The organism is Pelomonas sp. CA6, assembly GCF_022549225.1.
Taxonomy (GTDB): Bacteria; Pseudomonadota; Gammaproteobacteria; order Burkholderiales; family Burkholderiaceae_C; genus Roseateles.
Window position 1 is genome coordinate 43507 of the sequence record NZ_JAKZFD010000017.1, and the last position, 19715, is coordinate 63221.

Genomic DNA, 19715 nt, shown 5'->3' on the forward strand with positions numbered 1-19715 from the left:
GGGTATTTGCCGGCAGCGACAGATTGCCGACATGAGCCCTGACTAGCATGACCACCCAACAAATGAACGCTCGTTTCGAGAAGCTCATCCATGGAAATTCAGGGAAACTCCACAACAGCCCCCAGCGCTTCCTTGTCCACGCAAGCAAGCCATGGGCAGGCCAATAAAGCCAAGACCGGAATCTCCGGCGGCGGCATATCCGTCAGCTGGGCCCGGCATCTCGACGAAGTTCGCGAAGTACAGCGGCTGCGTTACGAGGTATTTGCAGGGGAAATGGGGGCCCGTCTGGATACCCCGATCGCCGGCCATGATGTGGATGCATTCGACGATTACTGCGAACACCTGATCGTGCGGGAGCCCCAAGGGGGCCGGGTCATCGGGACCTATCGGGTGCTGACGCCGACGCAGGCCCGGCGGCTGGGCAGCACCTACACGGCAACGGAATTCGATATTTCCGCATTGCACCTCTTGCTGCCCCGGACCCTGGAAGTCGGACGCAGCTGCGTGCACCCGGACCATCGGCAGGGCGGTGTGATCATGGCGCTCTGGAGCGCGCTGGGCGCCTTCATGGCCGGCAATGGGCTCGACGCCATGCTGGGCTGCGCCAGCATCCCCATGGTCCAGGACGGCCGCATCAGCGGCGACGCCGCGGCAAGCCTTTGGCGCAAGCTGCGCGTCAGCCACATGGCCCCGGCCGAGCTGCAGGTCACGCCGCGGGTCCGGCTGCCGGTCGAGCGCTTCGACAGTTCACTGGAGATCAAGCCTCCGGCGCTGATCCAGGGTTATCTCCGCCTGGGCGCCCAGGTGCTGGGGCCGCCGGCCTGGGACCCCTGCTTCAACACGGCGGACCTGCCCATCCTGATGCGCACCCAGCATCTGGCAGAGCGCTATCGCAGGCACTTTCTTGGCGAATAGATGAAAAACAAACGTTCAGACGCCTGGGCCGCAAGCTCGGAGGGCGCATGGGATCCGCAATTCCCCCCCGAGGAGCGCCAGCCCGGCTTCAACCGCTACCTGGCCCATGTGGTCGCAAAGACCTGGGCCGACAGGGACACGGCACCGGTCCCCGACCAAGACTTGGCCTCCGTGTCGGAGCCGCCGCCCGCCCCGACCACTCCTGCCCAGGTGCCGCCCGGCGCCCCGCTTCCCGCGCGCAAGCACATCCGCGCCTGGATGGCGCCGGTGTCCGCCCAGCGCACAGGCCTCGCCGTCGCCCTGCTCGTGCTGGACTGGGCCATCTTCCTCGCCCTCATCTGCGCCGTCGTCCTGCTCACCCCTTGGTGGGCCAAGGCCCTCGCCGGCACCGTCGCCGGCTTCGTCATCGGCCGCCTCTTCATCATCGGCCACGACGCCTGCCACCAGAGCTACACCCCCCACCGCAGCCTCAACCGCTGGCTCGGCCGCATCGCCTTCCTCCCCTCCCTCACCCCCTACAGCCTCTGGGAGGTCGGCCACAACGTCGTCCACCACGGCTACACCAACCTCAAGGGCAAGGACTTCGTCTGGGCCCCCTACACCCAGGCCGAGTTCGCCTCCCTCTCCCCCTCTCGCCGCCTGCTCGAGCGCATCTACCGCAGCGGATGGGCCCCGGGCCTCTACTACTTCATCGAAATGTGGTGGCTCAAAATGTTCTTCCCCAGCCGCACCCACATGCCCTCGCGCCGGCCCATCTTCTTCGCCGACAGCGCCCTCGCCCTCGCCGCCGCCATCGTCTGGATCTCCGCCCTCGTCGGTGCCGCACACGCCACCCAGCAATCCGCCTGGGCCCTCGTCGGTTGGGGCTTCGTGCTCCCCTTCGTCTTCTGGAACTTCATGATCGGCTTCGTCGTCTACGCCCACCACACCCACACCGCCGTGGTCTGGCACGAGGACAAGAGCGCATGGGGCGCCGCCGACCCCTTCGTCTCCACCACCGTCCACCTCAAGTTCCCGCTCAAGATCGGCGCCCTCATGCACCACATCATGGAGCACACCGCACACCACGTGGACATGAGCGTGCCCCTGTACGGCCTCAAGAAGGCCCAGGCCATCCTCGAGCACGCCCTCCCAGGCCGCATCGTCATCCAGCAGTTCTCCTGGCGCTGGTACTTCGACACCGCACGCCGCTGCAAGCTCTACGACATCGCCGCACAGCACTGGACCGACTTCAAGGGCCGCCCCACCGGCCAGACCTCCCTCGGACGCCTCGCGGCCTAGCGTGACATGACCGCCGCGGCGCGCGGCGGTCCGGCGACGGTCAGCGCAGGATGTCGCCCAGGCAGAGGTACTTCGTTTCCAGGTATTCGTCCATGCCCTGATGCGCGCCTTCGCGGCCCAGGCCCGACTGCTTGACGCCGCCGAACGGCACCTCGGCGACCGAGATCAGCCCGGTGTTGATGCCCACCATGCCGTACTCCAGCGCCTCGCCGACGCGGAAGATGCGGCCGATGTCGCGGCTGTAGAAGTAGCTGGCCAGGCCGAACTCGGTGGCATTGGCCAGCGCCACGGCCTCGTCCTCGCTGTGGAAGCGGAACACCGGCGCCACCGGGCCGAAGGTCTCCTCGCGCGCGCAGAGCATGTCGCCGGTCACGTCGGCCAGCACGGTGGGCTGGAAGAAGCGCTCGCCCAGCGCGCCGGGCAGGCGCTCGCCGCCCAGCAGCACGCGGGCGCCCTTGGCCTTGGCGTCGACCACGTGGCGCTCGACCTTGCCGACCGCCTGAGCGTCGATCAGCGGCCCCAGGGCCACGCCGGCCTCGAAGCCGTTGCCCACCTGCAGCTGCCCGGCGCGCTCGGCCAGCTTGGCGACGAAGGCATCGTAGATGCCGTCCTGCACATAGAAGCGATTGGCGCAGACGCAGGTCTGGCCCGCGTTGCGGTACTTGCTGACCAGTGCGCCCTCGACCGCGCTGTCGAGGTCGGCGTCGTCGAAGACGATGAAGGGCGCATTGCCGCCCAGCTCCAGCGAGAGCTTCTTGATCGTCGGGGCGCATTGCGCCATCAGGATGCGGCCGACCTCGGTCGAACCGGTGAAGGACAGGTGGCGCACCACCTCGCTGCCGCACAGCGCCTGTCCGACCTCGATGGAACGCTCGGCGTCGGCGCAGACCACGTTCAGCACACCCGAGGGCATGCCCGCGCGCTGCGCCAGTTCGGCCACCGCCAGCGCAGACAGCGGGGTCTGCTCGGCCGGCTTGATCACCACCGGGCAGCCGGCGGCCAGCGCCGGCGCCACCTTGCGCGTGATCATGGCCACCGGGAAGTTCCAGGGCGTGATCGCGGCGCACACGCCGATGGGCTGCTGCATCACCAGGTAGCGCTTGCCCGGATCGGTGGTGGGGATGGTTTCGCCGTAGACGCGCTTGCCCTGCTCGGCGAACCATTCGATGAAGCTCGCGCCGTAGAGAATCTCGCCACGCGCCTCGGCCAGCGGCTTGCCCTGCTCGGCGGTCAGGATGCGCGCCAGGTCGTCGGCGTTCTGCACCAGCAGCTGGTACCAGCGCATCAGGATGGCCGAGCGCTCCTTGGCGGTCTTGGCCCGCCAGGCCGGCCAGGCGGTGTTGGCCGCGCCAATCGCGCCGTGCGCCTCGTCCGCCCCCAGGTTGGCCACCTCGGCCAGCGGCAGCCCGGTGGCCGGGTCGTGCACCGTAAAGCGGCCCTCGCCCGCGATCCACTCCCCATTCACCAGGGCGTCGGTCTTCAGCAGGCTGGGGTCCTTGAGGGTGCTCAGCGGCGAACTCGCGTTGTCCATCTCGTGCTTCTTTCGTGTCTGGGCTGGCCATCCTAGCGGTTTTCGGCTCCGCATCCGTGAGCAATGGCAAGCCCCTCCTATAATCGAAAACTTCGCCGAATCAAGCACTTGGGGCTCGATCCGGCACCGCTTACCGACCTCGATCAAGCCGCGCCGCGCCGCCGCGCCCAGCCATAAGGACAGGCATGAAAGCCGCAGAGATCCGCAACACCTTCCTGAAGTTCTTCGAATCCAAGGGCCACCAGATCGTTGCCTCCAGCCCGGTGGTGCCCGGAGACGACCCCACGCTGCTGTTCACCAACGCGGGGATGAACCAGTTCAAGGATGTGTTCCTGGGCTTCGACAAGCGCCCGTACAGCCGTGCCACCACGGCGCAGAAGTGCATTCGCGCGGGCGGCAAGCACAACGACCTGGACAACGTCGGCTACACCGCGCGCCACCACACCTTCTTCGAGATGCTGGGCAACTTCAGCTTCGGCGACTACTTCAAGAAGGACGCCATCGCCTACGCCTGGGAGCTGCTGACCGTCCACTTCAAGCTGCCCGCCGAGAAGCTCTGGGTCACGGTCTATTCCGAGGACGACGAGGCTTACGACATCTGGAACAAGCAGGTCGGCGTGCCCGCCGAGCGCATCGTGCGCATCGGCGACAACAAGGGCGGCCGCTACATGTCCGACAACTTCTGGATGATGGGCGACACCGGCCCCTGCGGCCCCTGCACCGAGATCTTCTACGACCACGGCCCCGAAGTCGCCGGCGGCCCCCCCGGCAGCCCGGACGAGGACGGCGACCGCTACATCGAGATCTGGAACAACGTCTTCATGCAGTTCAACCGCACCGAAGACGGCGTGATGCACCCGCTGCCCAAGCCCAGCGTGGACACCGGCATGGGGCTGGAGCGCGTCGCGGCGGTGCTGCAGCATGTGCACAGCAACTATGAGATCGACACCTTCGTCGCGCTGCTCGCGGCGGCAAAGGCCGCAGTCGATGGCGCCGGCGCCGGGGACTGCGACAAGGACAGCGCGTCGCTGAAGGTCATCGCCGACCACATCCGGGCCTGCTCGTTCACCATCGTCGACGGCGTGATCCCCGGCAACGAAGGCCGCGGCTATGTGCTTCGCCGCATCGCCCGCCGCGCCATCCGCCACGGCTACAAGCTGGGTGCCCGCACCCCCTTCTTCCACAAGATCGTCGCCGAACTGGTCCAGCAGATGGGCGATGCCTATCCCGAGCTGCGCCAGGCTCAGGCGCGCGTGACCGAGGTGCTGAAGCAGGAAGAGGAGCGCTTCTTCCAGACCATCGCCAACGGCATGGAAATCCTCGAAGCGGCGCTGGCCGGCGGCCCCCAACAGCTCGACGGCGAGACCGCCTTCAAGCTGCACGACACCTACGGCTTCCCCGTCGACCTGACCGCCGATGTCTGCCGCGAGCGCGGCGTGACCGTGGACCAGGCCGGCTTCGATGCCGCGATGGCCAAGCAGCGCGAGCAGGCCCGCGCGGCCGGCAAATTCAAGATGGCGCAGGGGCTGGAGTACAGCGGCGCGCCCACCGCCTTCCACGGCTACGAACACCTGGCCTGCGAGACCAGCAAGGTCACCGCCGTCTATGTCGACGGCGTCTCCGTGCCCGAAGCGCAGGCCGGCGACGACGTCGTCGTGGTGCTGGACCACACCCCCTTCTACGCCGAGAGCGGCGGCCAGGTCGGCGACCGCGGCGAGCTGCGCAACGCGAGCAGCCGCGTCGTCGTCGACGACACGCTGAAGATCCAGGCCGACGTGTTCGGCCACCATGGCCGCGTGCTCGAAGGCGCGGTCAAGGTCGGTGACGTCTTCAAGGCCCAGGTGAATGCCGAGGCGCGCGCCCGCACCGTGCGCAACCACAGCGCCACCCACCTGATGCACAAGGCCCTGCGCGAGGTGCTGGGCGCCCATGTGCAGCAGAAGGGCTCGCTGGTCAACGCCGAGCGCACCCGCTTTGACTTCGCGCACAACGCGCCGCTGACGGCCGAGGAGATTCGCAAAGTCGAAGCCCTCGTCAATGCCGAGATCCTCGCCAACGCCGGCGCCAAGGCCGAGGTGATGGCGCTGGACGACGCGCAAAAGAGCGGCGCGATGATGCTGTTCGGCGAAAAGTACGGCGAGACCGTGCGCGTGCTCTCCATCGGCTCGTCCAAGGAACTCTGCGGCGGCACCCACGTCAAGGCCACCGGTGACATCGGCCTGTTCAAGATCGTCGCCGAAGGCGGCGTGGCCGCCGGCGTTCGCCGCGTCGAAGCCGTCACCGGCGAAAACGCGCTGGCTTATCTGCAGCAGCTGGAGTCGACCGTGCAGGCCGTCGCCGGCACGCTGAAGACCGCGCCCACCGAGCTGGAGCCGCGCATCCATGCGGTGCTGGACCAGGTCAAGGCGCTCGAGAAGGAACTCGCTGCCGCGAAGAGCAAGCTGGCCTCGGCCCAGGGCGACGAGTTGCTGACCCAGGCCGTGGACGTGAAGGGCATCAAGGTTCTGGCCGCCACCCTGGCCGGCGCCGACGCCAAGACCCTGCGCGAGACCATGGACAAGCTCAAGGACAAGCTCAAGAGCGCCGCCATCGTGCTGGCCGCAGTGGACGGCGACAAGGTCCAGCTGGCCGCCGGCGTCACCGCCGACAGCATGGCCAGGATCAAGGCCGGCGAACTGGTCAACTTCGTCGCCCAGCAGGTGGGCGGCAAGGGTGGCGGCAAGCCGGACATGGCCATGGCCGGCGGCACGCAGCCGGCCGCGCTGCCCGCGGCGCTGGCCAGCGTGCAGGGCTGGGTGACCGAGCGCCTCTGATCCACGCCAAGCGGGGGCAAGACCTGACCCCGTTTGAACACTTATCATGAAGGGCCCCGTCGGGCCCTTCTCCATTGAAGGAGATTCCCATGAACGACATGCCGCTGGACGTCGAGAACGCCCAACGCCTGGCCGAGCTGCTGGCCATCGTGGCCGCCGCCGCCGACGAGAACGCCCCGGCCGTCACCATCGACACGCTGGACGGCTACATGACCGCGCTGCAGGCCGGTCCGGTGCCGGCCGCCCCCATCCAAGCCATGGACGCGCTGTTCGGCGAGGACTGGCCCGCCGCGCTGGAGGCCCAGGAGCAGACCGAAGCCTTCATGGACGCGCTGCACCTGCGCTGGAACGAGATCGGCGAGAGCCTGGACCCGCAGGCGCTGATCGAGGCGCCGGAGCAGATGCAGCTGAATCCGCTGATCTCCGAGTTCGACGAGGACACGCGCGACCAGCTGATCGCCCAGGGCCTGATCAGCGCCGAGCAGATGGACAACCTGCCCGCCCCCGGCGTGATGTGGGCCGAGGGCTTTCTGCGCGCGGTGCGCGACAGCGAGGCCTGGATGCTGGACGACAGCGACGCCGGCCAGGACCTGGCACTGATGCTGCAGGCCATCGCGGCCGTGACCCTGCCCGAAGGCAGCGAAGCGCGCCAGGCCTACATCGGCGAGGCCTATGAAGGGCCCGACGAGGTCGACCAGAATGCGTTGATCGACGACGCACTGTTCACCGTGCAGGACCTGCGCCTGTTCTGGCTGCAGCAGGAAGACGGCTCGACCGACGAAGGCGACGAGGCCGCCAACGACGCGGACGGCGGCGCGGCGCACTGAGTGCCACTCGGAGCGGACCGGCGGGGCCGGTCGCTCGCGTCAGCGACGGGCCCTGCGGGGCCCGTCTGTCCATGGCGCAAGGAATCGATGGGGCGCGTCTTGGGTTGCCCGGTCTGCTCGGGCGTTCAGAGCCGGCCCTTGCAGTTGGGCGCGCCGCAACGGCAGCGCAGCCGCCCCTCGTGGTGGCTCTCGCCATAGTCGCAGCTCAACTCCTCGCCGGCCGCGATCTCGCGGATCGCGTAGAACTCCACCCGCCCCTGGCGGATGCGCAGCACCGCATTGGGCGCGCAGCTGTGGTTGATGTGGCGCAGCGCGCCGGGCGTGTCGCTCGCGTCGACGGCCGTGCGGGCCGATACCTCGACCATGTGGATGCGCTGGCGGCCCTGCACGCGGCGGCGCGCCTCGCGCACCGAGATCAGCTCGCCGCGCATCTCGCCGATCTTGCGCCGGGCCGGAATGGGCTCCAGCGCGAACACGCCCAGGCCGTCGATCGCGCTGTCCCCCACGCGCAATGCAAAGCGCTCGGCGGGCCCGGGCTGCCCCCGCGGCGTCGCGGCAGGCTCGGCCGGGGTGACATTCGAGATGGGAAGCGAGGTGAGGCGTGGCATGGGAACAGGCGGGCGGCTGATGGACGGCGACAGCCCCGCATTGTCGCGCCACCCCCACGCGCCCGCATGACGATTGACGTCGGCCGATCACGGTCCGCATACTGGCCCTCATGTCACCCCGCCCTCACCACTGCGACCTAAGCACCGTCGTGCAAGCCGCCGCCCCCGTCCAGATGGACCGGGTGGGCCAGGTAGTTGGCATGCAGTGTGAGGATCGGTGTCCAGCGCGGTAGACACCCGATTCCAGCCCTCCCCCTGAACAAGGCCCGCGCACCCCGCGGGCCTTGTTCGTTTCCGCCCCGCTCGACCGAGCGACTCTTGCCAAAACCCCGGAGATCCTGATGGAACTGAGCCTGCGCCGCCCCCGCCCCGACGATGCCGCCGCCCTGGCGGAACTGCTCGCCCATCCCGGCGTGCAGCCGGGGCTGCTGCAGCTGCCTTACGCCAATGAAGCCCTGTGGCGCCAGCGTCTGGCCGCGCCGGTGGACCCGGCCAGCACCGAGCTGCAGCTGCTGGCGTTCGATGGCGAACGTCTGGTCGGCAGCGCCGGCCTGCATGCGGTGGGGCCGGCGGTCCGGCGCCGGCATGCGATGACCCTCGGCCTGAGCGTGCACCCCGACGCGCAGGGCCGGGGCGTGGGCCACACGCTGCTGGGCGCTCTGGTGGAGCAGGCGGACCAATGGCTGGGGGTGCTGCGCCTGGAGCTGACGGTGTATGTCGACAACGAGCGCGCCATCCGGCTCTACCGCCGCCATGGCTTCGAGGAGGAAGGCCGGCTGCGCGCCTATGCGCTGCGGGCGGGCCGCTATGTGGATTGTTTCAGCATGGCCCGACTCAACCCGCAGCCGCCGAGCTGGGCATGAGCCAGAACGAGAGGTTCCGGGCCCGTCAGAGGGCCCGGGGCCAGTAACCGCTGCGACGCGCCTCGCCGCCGGCGTCCGGCCCGGCGGCGAGCTGGTCGCCCTCGGCCTCCGAGGCGCGCCGGCCGTGCACCACCACCGGCGGCAGCCGCTGCATCTGGACGTCGCTGCTGATGCGCTTGCCGGTCACGATCAGGCGCGCCAGCTTGACGACTTCGCTGGCCTGCACCGGCGCGGTCGGAATCAGCAGCAGGGCGGCCAGGACGCCGGACGCCAGGCCTTGGACGATGTTGGCAGACATGTTGTTCTCCCCTTGCGGCGTCCATCCCGACTCTCCCGGGAACGGGACAGGCCCGCCCGGCCCCGAAGGGCCACGGAACGCTGCGGGAACCCGCGCATCCGTGAGAGGCTGACGCCACGATGACGGGAGTATCGAAAGCCATGGCTGGAAACACCAGCCGGACGCGACGAACTGCGGTCTTGCCGGTGCCACCTGCTGCAATTCCGGGCGAATCGCGACGTGCGTCCTGCGCCCACGGCACGGACGGCTGCCGCCCCCTGCGCAAAGGCTAAGATCGTCAACCTTTCGCTTTGCCTGGATGCGAGGCCCGCCCGCCTCCATGCTGCCGCCCTGATGCCGACCCTGTCGCCCTTGCTCAGCGAACGGCTGATGCTGTGCCCGCCCTCCCCCACGCTGACGCCGGCGGTGCTGGACTTCTTCGTGCGCAACCAGGCCCACCTGGCGCCCTGGGATCCGCCGCAGCCGGCCGACGTGCTCACGCTGCAAGGCCAGGCGCGGCGCATGGCGCAGGCCCTGCAGGCCTTCGGGGACGGACAAGGCTTGCGCTACTGGCTGTGCATGCGCGCCCAGCCCGAGCGCGTGGTCGGCACCCTGCACTTTTCGGCAATCGCGCGCGGGCCCTTTCAGAACACCTTGCTGGGCTATTCGCTGGACCAGGGCTGCCAGGGGCAAGGCCTGATGGGCGAGGCGCTGGCCCGCGGGCTCCAGGAGGTGTTCTCGGGCCCACTGCGGCTGCACCGTGTGCAGGCCGCGGTGCAGCCGGTGAACCGCCGCAGCAGCGCGCTGCTGCAGCGCCTGGGGTTCCGGCGCGAAGGCCTGGCGCCGCGCTACCTGTTCATCGCCGGCGCCTGGCGCGACCACGAGATCTGGTCGCTGCTCAACCCGGACTGGCCGGACGGGCTGCCGCCCGTGGGCTGAGCGCCGGCGCGGGCTTGGTGGCACCGGCGGGCTCGCGCAGCTGCGCGCCGCGCACCTCGAAACCCAGCTCCTGACGCACCTGGCCGCGCGCGTCGACCAGCGCCAACCGGTGACGCCCGGGCATGGGCAGCCAGTCCAGCGAGCCTTCGCGGCTCACCGCGGCGATGCGCCGCCCGTTGAGCCGCCAGCTCATGCCCGGTTCGGCGCGGCCCTGCAGCGCGAAGCGCAGCCGCTGCGCCTGCGGCGGGATGTCGGGGTCCAGCGCATAGATCGCGCCGTCGCGCGGATTGGCGATGGCCAGCAGGGGCTCCTGCGCCCGTACCAGCGACAGCTCGGTGCCGGCGAGGAAGAGCTCGCGCCGTGCCGGCTCGGCCACGCCGGCGGGATTCTCAAAGCGGACTTCGCGCTCCACGACGCCGACGGGCCGCAGGAACCCCGCGCCGGCTGCCGCCGAGGGCTGCGGCGCGCGCCCGCCGTGCAACGCCAGCATCAGCTCGTGCCAGATCGGCGCGGCGCCGCTGACACCCAGCACGTTATGCATGGGCTCGCCACTGGCATTGCCCACCCACACCCCCACGGTGTAGCGGGCGCTGTAGCCCAGGCACCAGTTGTCGCGCATGTCCTTGCTGGTGCCGGTCTTGGCCGCGGCGGCAAAGGGCAGCGCCAGCGCGTTGTCCAGCCCGAAGCTCAGCGCACGCGCGTTGTTGTCGGCCAGCATCTCGGTGACGATGTGCGTGGCCCCGGCCTGGGTCACGCGCCGCGGCGCGCCGGCGCGCGCGGCCGAGCTCGGTAGCCGGACCTCGCCATACAGCCCGCCATTGGCCAGCGCGCGATAGGCATTGGTCAGCGCCAGCAGGCTCACATCCGCGCTGCCCAGCGCCAGCGAATGGCCGTAGTAGCCGCCGGTCTCCGGCAGCGCCAGGCCCAGTTGGTTGAGCCGCTCGAACAAGGCCTCCGGCCCCAGCTGCAGCGACAGCCGCACCACGGGAATGTTCAGGCTGTTGCCCAGCGCGGCGCGCGCGCTGACCCAGCCACGGTAGCGCTTGTCGTAGTTCTGCGGCAGGTAGACGCCGCTGCCGGTCTGCACCTGGGCCGGGCTGTCGTCCAGCAAGCTGGCTGCGGTGATCAGCCGGCGCTCCAGCGCCAGCTCGTAGACGAAGGGCTTGAGCGTGGAGCCCGGCTGGCGCCGCGCCAGCACGCCGTCCACCTCGGCGGCCGACGAGAGCTGGCTGCCGCTGGAGCCCACCCAGGCCAGCACCTCGCCGCTGGCGTTGTCCAGCACGACGATGGCGCCGTCCTCGACGTTGCGCCCCGAGAGCTCGGCCAGATGGCGGCGCAGCGCCTGCACGGCAAAACGCTGCAGGCGCCCGTCCAGGCTGCTGCGCTGTTCGGCGCCGGTCGGCTGCCCGGCGTCGCCGCGCAAGGCCAGGCGCGCGTAATGCGGCGCCCATTGCAGCGCGGCCGGCGGCGGCGCGGGCCGGCGCTGCAGCACGGCGCCGATCTCCATCTCCAGCCCGCTGCAGTTCACCGACTCAGGCGCGCTCATCAGGCGCAGCACCTGACAGGCGCGCGGCGCCAGCTGGGCCGGCTTGGCATTGGGCGCACGCAGCATCGCCGCCAGCAGCGCCGATTCGCGCGCGTCCAGCCCGGCGGGCGACTTGCCGAACAGCGTCTGCGCCGCGGCCGGCACGCCGACCAGCTCGCCGCGCAGCGGCACGCGGTTCAGATAGGCCTCCAGGATCTCCGCCTTGCTCCAGCGCCGCTCCAGCCGGGACGCGACCCAGGCCTGGCTGAGCTTCTGTCCCCAGCTGCGCCCGCCCCCGCGCTGGGCCAGATCCTCGTGCAGCAGGCCAGCCAGCTGCATGGTGACGGTCGACGCACCGCGCGTGCGCTGGTTCCACAGATTCCCCCACGCGCTCGCGGCCACCGCGGACCAGTCCACGCCGCTGTGCTCGTAGAAGCGCTGATCCTCGGACAGCAGCATCGCGCGCAGCAGCGCGGGCGACATGCGCGCCAGCGGCTCCCAGGGCAGCACGCGCTGGTCCAGGCGCACGCGCAGCATCTGCAGCGCTTCGCCGCGGCGGTCCAGCAGCACGCGGTCGGAGACCGGATGCGCGACCTTCACGCTGGCGAAGGATGGCAGCTCCTCCGCCCGCGCAAGACCTGGCCCCAGCGCGCCCGCCAGGAGCAGCGCGGCCCGGGCCCACCATGCCCGAGACATCAGGGCCCCACCTCCAGCGCCGCGTTGGGCAGCTCGCCAAAGCGGTCGGGTGCATACATGGCTTCGGCCCGCGTCACCGGCATCTGGAAGCGGCCGGCGTTGTTCAGGCGCAGGGTGTACTCGACCACATGGCGGCCCTTGGGCAGGTAGTCCCAATAGCCGCGCCAGGCGGACGCGCCATGCTCCTGGAAGGCCATCCAGGCGCTGCCCTCGCGGCGCTCGCCCTCGTTGTCCAGCGTGCCGGCCAGCACCATCGCGCCGGTGGGCAGCGGGTCGCTCAGCGCCACCCAGCTCATGTCGGCGGCCGCCTCGATCTCCAGGCGCACGCGCATCACGTCGCCGCGGCTCCAGCGGCCGGCGTGCTGCTGGCTGACCGCCTGCACGCTGCGCTTGATGCGGTAGCCCGAGTCCAGCGGCGCGCGCAGCGGAACGGCCGCCAGCGCCTGCACCGTGGCCCAGGGCTTGCCGCCCCCCTCGTGGCGCAGGCTGAGCTCGGACGCGGCTGCGGGCCAGGGCAGGCTCAAGCTGCCGCCCTGGGCCTGCTTGCCCCAATCCAGGCTGGCGCTGGCGCCCGCCTTCAGCGCCGCCGTGCTGCGGCCGGCCACGGGCTGGGATTCGAAGCGCGCGGAGAATTTTTCCAACGCCATCGTGCCCCAGAAGTTGGCCGTGGTGTTGTACCAGGCCCCCTGCTGCTGGCGCGCCAGCGCGCCGGTGACCATGCGCGGCAGGTCCTCGCGCCAGGACGGGTCGTCCAGCAGGGCCAGGATCAGGCGGGCGGCATTGCCGTCGCTGCTGTCCATCAGCCACCACCAGGCGTCCTGCTCCTCGTCGGCGAAGCGCAAGGTGGTGCCGGCGAAGCTCAGCCGCGAGCGCAGCTGCTGCTGTGCGGCCGCGATGCGCGCTTCGCGCTGCGGCGCGTTGGCCATGCGCTGGTGCAGCTGCAGCCAGTCGATCACGGTGGCGGTGGGCCACTGGCTGAGTTGGGCCGTGTCGACAATGGACAGCAGGCGCGGCGTGGCGCGCTCGTAGCGCGCCAGCGCGGCCAGCGCGGCGATGCGGCGCGGCGACTCGTCGTCGCGCGGCGACCAGCGGCGGCGCTGGATGCGCCCTTCCACAAAGGCGGCCAGCGCGTCCAGCGCCTTGCCGCGCGCCGGTTCGGGCACCGCCTCGCCGGCTTCGTGCGCCGCCGAGAGCAGGTAGGCGGTCAGCACCTCGCTGCCGCGCGCCTCGCTGTTGTTGCCCAGCGGGAAGTAGGCGAACAGGCCATCGCCATCCTGGTAGCCGGGCAGCTGGGCCATCAGCGCGCTCCAGGCCGCGCGGTCGTGCAGCGCCAGGGCCTTGGAGCCCTGCTGCTCCAGACAGCTGTAGGGATAGGTCTGGAAGTAGCGGCGTATGCCCGGCAGCGCCGTGGACAGGCGCGGCTGCAGGCCGATCTGCAGGCCGCCGCGCTTGACGCCCTGGTCGGCCAGACCGTCCGCCGGCGCCGCCACCGGCAGGCTCAGCGGTCCGTCCAGCTGGCGCAGGCTCGCCTGCATCACGCGCAGCGGCACGGCGGGCTGGACCTGCTGCTGCACCTTCATCGCATCGCTGGCCGGCTTGGCGCCGCCCTGCTCGCTGGCCTGCGCGGTCCAGCTGATCTGGGTGATGCCCTGAGGCACGGTGTAGCGCCATTGCAGCTCGCGCGACTGACCCGCGGCCAGCTTGACCGTCTGGCGCGCCTCGGCCGCGGGGATCAGCACCGGCGGCTTGACGCCGTCGGCCAGCCCGGCCGCTTCGCCCTGCAGCCCGACCTGCAGCTCCATGGCCCGCTCGCTGGCGTTGCGCACGGTGAGCATGGCCTGCAGGGTGTCACCCTCCCGCACCTGCGGCGGCAGGCCGCTGAGCAGCTGCAGGTCCTGGCTGACGCGCAGCACCGCATCCCCGTTGCCGAAGCGCTGGCCCGGCGCGTCCGCCACCGCGACGAGGCGGAAACGCGTCAGCGAATCATTCAGCGGCACCTGCACCGTGGCCTCACCCCGCGCATCCACGCGCACCGCGGGCTGCCAGGACAGCAGCGTGTCGAACAGCTCGCGCACGCTCGCACCACCCCCGCCCCCGGCGGCGACCGCCTTGCGGCCATAGTGGCGACGGCCGACGATCTCGCTCTGCGCCGTCGCCGTCTGCACGCCCCAGGGACGGGTCTGCAGCATCGCGTCCAGCAGCTGCCAGCTGGGATTGGGCGCCAGCGCCAGCAGACCCTCGTCCACCGCGGCAAACGCGACCAGCGCGTCCGGCACCGGCTGGCCGTCCTGCGTCACACGCAGCTTGACTTGCGCGGTCTGGCGCACGCCGTACTGCGCCTGCGCCGGCAGCACCTCGACCTTGAGCCGGTGCTTGTCGGTGCCGATCTGCAGCGCCGCCATGCCCAGCTTGTACGAGGGCTTGGCCAGGTCCACCATCGCGGTGGGCGGCTGGTAGTCATCGGAGGCGCGCCACTCGCGCCACCAGTTCACCGGCTCGCGCCAGCCCCAGCTGAAGAAGGAGTACCAGGGCACCTCGCGCAGTCGGCCGCGCAGCACCAGCACGCTGACATAGGCGTTCGGCGCCCAATCCTTGTCGATCTTCAGCTCGATCCACGGATCGCGGCCCGAGAGACGGCGCAGTTCGCTGTGCATCACGCCCTCGCGCTCCACGGTGATCAGCGCCTGGGCGTCGCGGTAAGGCATGCGCACCTGCAGGCGCGCCGTTTCGCCGGGCTTCAGGTTGCGGCGCTCGGGCAGCACGTCGATGCGATCGTCGTTGTCCTGCTCGAACCACAGTTCCCCGGCCCGAGTGACCCAGATGGAGCGCGCCGCCTGGGTCTTGCGCCCCGCGCTGTCCGCGCCACTGACCAGCAACTCCACCTGGCCCGAGCTCTTGAGTTCCACCTCGCAATGCACCAGCCCTTGCGCGTCGCTGCTGCCGCGGCACAGCTCGCCCAGCGGCTTCAGCTCGCGCTGGTGCTCATAGGCGTAGAAGCCGCCGACCAGGCGCTTGCGCGTGCTCAGCGTCTGCAGCTGGCGCGCCGAGATCACCACCTCGCGGCCGGACAGCGGCCGGCCCTGGGTGTCCAGGGCCAGCGCGCTGAGCCGCAGCTTGCTGCCGTGGGCCGCCCAGCTCGGCGCGCGCAGGCCCAGCACCAGCTCGGAGGGCCAGACGGTCTGCGACGCGCCACGCGTGTGGGTCTGGCCATCCGGGTCGCGGTAGCTCATTTCCACGCGCAGCTCGGTGGGCCGGTCCAGTTGAGCCGGGACCGGCAGCTTGAAGCGCCAGCCGCCCTGGGCATCGGTCTTCAACGCCTGCTTGTCCAGCAGCAGGCGGTTGCCACCCGGACCGTCCGACTCGCCGTCGGCCGCGCCCTCGTCCTCCTCGCCCTCGCGCGCGCCCGCCTTGGACGGCGGCTCGAAGGCGAAGTCTTCATAGCCCGCGAACTGCGTCCAACGCGGACGCAGCATCGCGCTGAGTTGCAGCGGCGCCTGCGCCATCGGGCCACCGGCCATGAAGTTCAGCTGGCCGGTCCAGATCTGCTCGCGACCGGCCAGCATGGGCTGCTGCTGGGGCGGCTGCAGGCGCGCGTCGACCAGCGGCACGCGGAATTCCTCGACGCGGAAGCTGCCGCTGCCGAAACGACGTCCGCCTCCCCCCGCGCGCTCCATCTCCAGCCGGTACTGGCCCAGCTTGGCGCCCTTGGGCACCAGCCACTCCGACAGCGCGTAGCGCCCGCCCTGCCATTTCAGCGGCAACTGGGCCACGTCTTCGCCGGTCCCGGTGTGGACGATGTGCAGCAGATCGGGCAGCTTGTCCGGCGGCGCATCGCTCAGGCCCTGCAGGCTCTCCAGCCGGAAGAAGTGCTTCATGGACAGCTTCTCGCCCACGCGCAGCAGCGGACGATCCGTCACGGTGTGCGCGCGTGCATCGGGCTCGGCCTCCTGCGAGGTCGGCACATTGAAGCGCCAGTTCTCAATGCCGCGGCGCCAGCTGCTGAACATGAAAGCCATGTCCTCGGGCTGCCCGCTGCTTTGATGGCGGGCGGTGACGAACAGGCCCTGGTCGGCCGGACATCGTTCGTCCCAGCCGGGCTCGCGCAGCGCCTGCGCGATCGTCGCCAGGCCCTGGGCGTTGCTGCGCCCCTCCCACAGGCGCTTGCCATGGCAGTCGTGCACGGCGACGGTCGCCCCTTCCACGGGACGGCCCTTGTCCAGCGAGGTCACCCAGACCAGGCTGTTCTCGCGGCCCAGCTTGAAATGCAGGCCCAGGTTGGTCACGAGCACGCCGGTGCGCACATACATGGGCTGGGCCGGATCCAGCAAGGCCTTGCCGAGCTGGCGCGAACGCAGCTCCAGCACGTGATACCCGGGCTGCGCGATGGGCACGCCCACCACCTCCAGCGCACCCACGGCCTCACCCTTGGCGGCCTGCAACTCGGGCACGGCCAAAGTCTGCAGCCCGGACTCGCGCGCCAGCAGCGACTCCTTGCGCGAGGTCCATTCGCGTTCATCGGCCTTCTGCATGCGCGCGTACCACTGCAGCAGCTCGGCCTCGTTCTGCACACGCTTGACCTTCAGTTCGCTGCGGCCGGGCTGCAGCTCGGGCTGGACGCGGCGCAGACTCAGGGGCACCAGGCTCGGACCGCCACGCTCCCATTCGATGATGCCGAAGGGCGCCGCGGCGAACTTGGCCAGTGGCGGCGCCATGCCCGTGCGCACGCGCAGCGGGAAACTGGCGGCATTGCTCAGGGGCCGGCCGCTCACATCGCGCACCTCCTTGGGCAGGCTGAGCTGGAACTCGGTCTGTTCCGCCAGCGGGGTCGGGAACTCGACCATCTGCAGCGCAGGCGCCTTGTCCGAGCCCTCGTCGGCACTCTTGGGTGCCTGTGCCGCGATGGCCTTGCCGTCGGCTGCGCGCAACTGCGCCTGCAGCGCCAGTTCGCGCGGCACGGGCTCGCTGAAGCTCAGCCGCAGCGGCCGTATCGGCAGGCAGGGTGCATTGGCGCGTTCGCGCTCGCAGCTGAACTCGGCCGTCAGCGGCGCGCGCACCTTGAAGCGGAAGCGCTGGGCCCCCTGCGTCAGCGTGGCCGGGTCGGCCTGCGCGGCGATACCGGGGCCCCAGACCAGGGCCATGTCGGCATTGGCCGGCAGCGGCCGCTGGCAGCCCACCAGCACCCAGGCGCCGCCCTTGCTCGAGCGCACCGCATACTCGGAGCGCATGGCCTTCAGCAGCGCGTCGCGCTCGGCGTCGCCGAACACCTGGACCGGGATGCGCTCACCGACGCCCTGCGATTCGCACCACATGCGCTGCGCCATGCTGGCGCGGTCGGCCGCGCCATTGAGCTGCAGCAGAAAGCGCTGCGACTCCTCGATCGCGCTGCCCGTCCAGGGTAGCACGCGCATCACCTTGGGCGCGGCAATCTGGAAGGCAAAGCGCGTCGTCCCCTGCCACTGCGACTGGGCCTGGGGCACGGTGGGCTTGAAGTCCTCGCGCAGGCGCACCTCGCAGCGCGCACCCGCCGGCAGCGGCTGGCTGAAGCTGAAGACCCACTCCCGTTCGCTGGTCCAGCGCCCCTGGCCCTTGGCCACGATGCCCGACTGACATTGCAGCGTCGCCGGATCCGGCAGCCGCGGGTCACCCAGCTGGCTAACCGGCTCGCGGAAGCGCAGCGCGACGTTCTCCGCCTGGTTCACCAGCCCCTGCGGCGACGCGGACACCACCTCCATGGCCAGAACCGCCTGATGCGACGTCAGTGCGCAAACACCCAGCCCGGCCAGCGCCCAGAGCCTGGACAGCCGGGGAACACGCGGGCAAGACCTGTCCCCGCCGCCCGTCTTCACCGTCCCCGCCACCGTGACAGGCGACGAGAAACGAAGGACAAAGGACGATGAAGACGCCTCCCCTGAGGCGCCGCGATGGCTGTAATGCATGAACTCTCCCCGAACTCCACACGGCGTGACAGCTGCCCATGCGGAAACCGGGCGAGTCTATCCCGCGCCCTGGGCTCGAATGACGACGCCGCGCATGGCGCGCGAACGGGGATTGTGTCCCCGCGTTACCACGGAGAGGGTCGGCCCCTGCCGATCAGCTCTTCAACGAGGCGCTGACACCTTGCACGAACCAGTCCATGCGCGCGATGTCGGCGTCCGTCATCGGACCACCGGGGTGCCGCAGCTGCCCATCCTTGTCCAGCAGCCGGGCCTGGAAGGGGTGGCGACGCCCAGTGACCAGTTCATGCTGTCGGCGCTCGACCAGGCGGCGCCAGTCCTTGGGCAGTTGCGGATGCAGCGCCGACAGACGCACCATGCCGTCATGCATGCCGCCCCAGACGGGCTCGGGCTTCCAGGTTCCCGCCAACACCCGGCGCGCCACCGCGCTGTAGTAATCGCCCCAGTGATGCGTGACCGCGGCCAGCTGTGCGCGCGGCGCGTACTGCGCCATGTCGCTGGTGTAGGCGATGAGGCGAACGCCCTTCTCCTCCGCCACCAGCGGCACGGCGGGCGACGCACTGTGATTGGTCAGCACATCGGCGCCTTGGTTCACCAGCGTCAGCGCCGCCTCACGCTCGCGCGCGGGATCGAACCAGTTGTTCAGCCAAAGCACCTTCACCTGCGCTTGCGGGTTCACCTCGCGCATGCCGATCGCAAAGGCATTGATGCCCTGGATCACCTCGGGCAGCGGAAAGCCCGCGACATAGCCGGCCACGCCGCTCTTGCTCGCCTTGCCCGCCAGCATGCCGGCCAGATAGCGGCCCTCGTAGAAGCGTGCGTTGTAGGTGTTCAGATTGGCGGCCGTCTTGTAGCCGCCCGCATGCTCGAACACCGTTTGCGGAAAATCGGCCGCCACGCGCAAGGCCGGCTCCAGATAGCCAAAGCTGGTGGCGAAGATCAACCGGCAGCCACGCTGAGCCAGATCGCGCATCACGCGCTCGGAGTCCGCGCCTTCGGCCACGCTGTCCACCGCATGGGTTTGGACCTTGGCGCCCAGCTCTTTGACCAGTTGACGCCGTCCCAGCTCATGCTGATAGCTCCAGCCCGCATTGCCGATCGGCGACACATAGACAAAGCCCACCTGCAGGGACGCAGCCGCCGCAGATGCTGAACGGGAAGCCCACGTGGGCCCTGCCGTAGCGGCCAGACCCGCGATCAGGAATTGCCGCCGCGATCCGTACGGTGCCTCTTCGCGCGCAGCGACAGAAGGCCATGGGGTGAGGTTTTGAGACATGGTGTTCCTCGACATGTGAACGGGAAGGCCCGTTCTTTCGGTGGATGGCGCCGACCTGCAGCGCGCATCCACAAATCAGTCCGCCATCAGACGCAAATCAGACGGAATTCGCGCGACGCCCTTGGATCAAGCATACGGCAGGTCCACACCGCGCACTGCGGCCTGGAAGCCGCCCCGAGAACTTATGCACGAATCGGCCCCTGCGCCGAG

At 70.1% G+C, this 19715-nt stretch carries 12 protein-coding genes; 6 read left to right on the top strand and 6 right to left on the bottom strand.

Going from position 1 to position 19715, the window contains the following annotated elements; all coding sequences use genetic code 11:
* Window positions 1-90 precede the first annotated feature (90 nt).
* On the top strand, window positions 91-915 hold the full coding sequence (locus LZ017_RS21080) for a GNAT family N-acetyltransferase (protein ID WP_241398901.1): 825 nt from the start codon (window positions 91-93) through the stop codon (window positions 913-915).
* Window positions 916-2196: a fatty acid desaturase gene (locus LZ017_RS21085; RefSeq protein WP_374109968.1), complete on the top strand. Its 1281-nt coding sequence runs from the start codon at window positions 916-918 to the stop codon at window positions 2194-2196.
* Between the two features lie 40 nt (window positions 2197-2236).
* On the opposite strand, the gene LZ017_RS21090 is transcribed toward LZ017_RS21085, so the two are convergent.
* Window positions 2237-3727 carry an NAD-dependent succinate-semialdehyde dehydrogenase gene (locus LZ017_RS21090; RefSeq protein ID WP_241398902.1) on the bottom strand — a complete coding sequence of 497 codons (1491 nt, stop codon included), beginning with the start codon at window positions 3725-3727 and terminating at the stop codon, window positions 2237-2239.
* A 185-nt stretch (window positions 3728-3912) separates the two neighbouring features.
* Between LZ017_RS21090 and alaS the strand changes: the two genes are divergently transcribed.
* Together alaS and LZ017_RS21100 are read left to right on the top strand one after the other, a co-directional pair.
* Entirely contained in the window at window positions 3913-6540 is a 2628-nt protein-coding gene (gene alaS, locus LZ017_RS21095) for an alanine--tRNA ligase (protein ID WP_241398903.1), read from the top strand.
* Window positions 6541-6629: 89 nt separating this feature from the next.
* Entirely contained in the window at window positions 6630-7367 is a 738-nt protein-coding gene (locus LZ017_RS21100; protein ID WP_241398904.1) for a UPF0149 family protein, read from the top strand.
* A gap of 125 nt (window positions 7368-7492) precedes the next feature.
* On the opposite strand, the gene LZ017_RS21105 is transcribed toward LZ017_RS21100, so the two are convergent.
* Complete coding sequence (locus LZ017_RS21105) at window positions 7493-7873, bottom strand: SET domain-containing protein (protein WP_241398905.1); 381 nt, start codon at window positions 7871-7873, stop codon at window positions 7493-7495.
* A gap of 443 nt (window positions 7874-8316) precedes the next feature.
* Here LZ017_RS21105 and LZ017_RS21110 point away from each other — a divergent pair, with 443 nt between their 5' ends.
* The gene (locus LZ017_RS21110) at window positions 8317-8838 is read left to right on the top strand and encodes a GNAT family N-acetyltransferase (protein WP_241398906.1); all 522 of its coding nucleotides are present in this window, start codon (window positions 8317-8319) and stop codon (window positions 8836-8838) included.
* A 25-nt stretch (window positions 8839-8863) separates the two neighbouring features.
* Here LZ017_RS21110 and LZ017_RS21115 read toward each other — a convergent pair whose 3' ends face one another.
* Entirely contained in the window at window positions 8864-9136 is a 273-nt protein-coding gene (locus LZ017_RS21115) for a hypothetical protein (RefSeq protein WP_241398907.1), read from the bottom strand.
* A 333-nt stretch (window positions 9137-9469) separates the two neighbouring features.
* Between LZ017_RS21115 and LZ017_RS21120 the strand changes: the two genes are divergently transcribed.
* Window positions 9470-10054 carry a GNAT family N-acetyltransferase gene (locus tag LZ017_RS21120; protein WP_241398908.1) on the top strand — a complete coding sequence of 195 codons (585 nt, stop codon included), beginning with the start codon at window positions 9470-9472 and terminating at the stop codon, window positions 10052-10054.
* Here the strand turns inward: LZ017_RS21120 and pbpC are convergent.
* The 3 genes from pbpC to LZ017_RS21135 form a co-directional block, all read right to left on the bottom strand.
* Window positions 10014-12275: a penicillin-binding protein 1C gene (pbpC, locus tag LZ017_RS21125; RefSeq protein ID WP_241398909.1), complete on the bottom strand. Its 2262-nt coding sequence runs from the start codon at window positions 12273-12275 to the stop codon at window positions 10014-10016. The two genes, LZ017_RS21120 and pbpC, sit on opposite strands and share 41 nt — an antisense overlap.
* On the bottom strand, window positions 12275-18007 hold the full coding sequence (locus LZ017_RS21130; RefSeq protein WP_241398910.1) for an alpha-2-macroglobulin: 5733 nt from the start codon (window positions 18005-18007) through the stop codon (window positions 12275-12277). The genes pbpC and LZ017_RS21130 overlap by 1 nt, the downstream gene beginning before the upstream one ends.
* Window positions 18008-18365: 358 nt before the next feature.
* Window positions 18366-19352, bottom strand: a complete 987-nt coding sequence (locus LZ017_RS21135) for a BMP family ABC transporter substrate-binding protein (RefSeq protein ID WP_241398911.1) — start codon at window positions 19350-19352, stop codon at window positions 18366-18368.
* Window positions 19353-19715 lie beyond the last annotated feature (363 nt).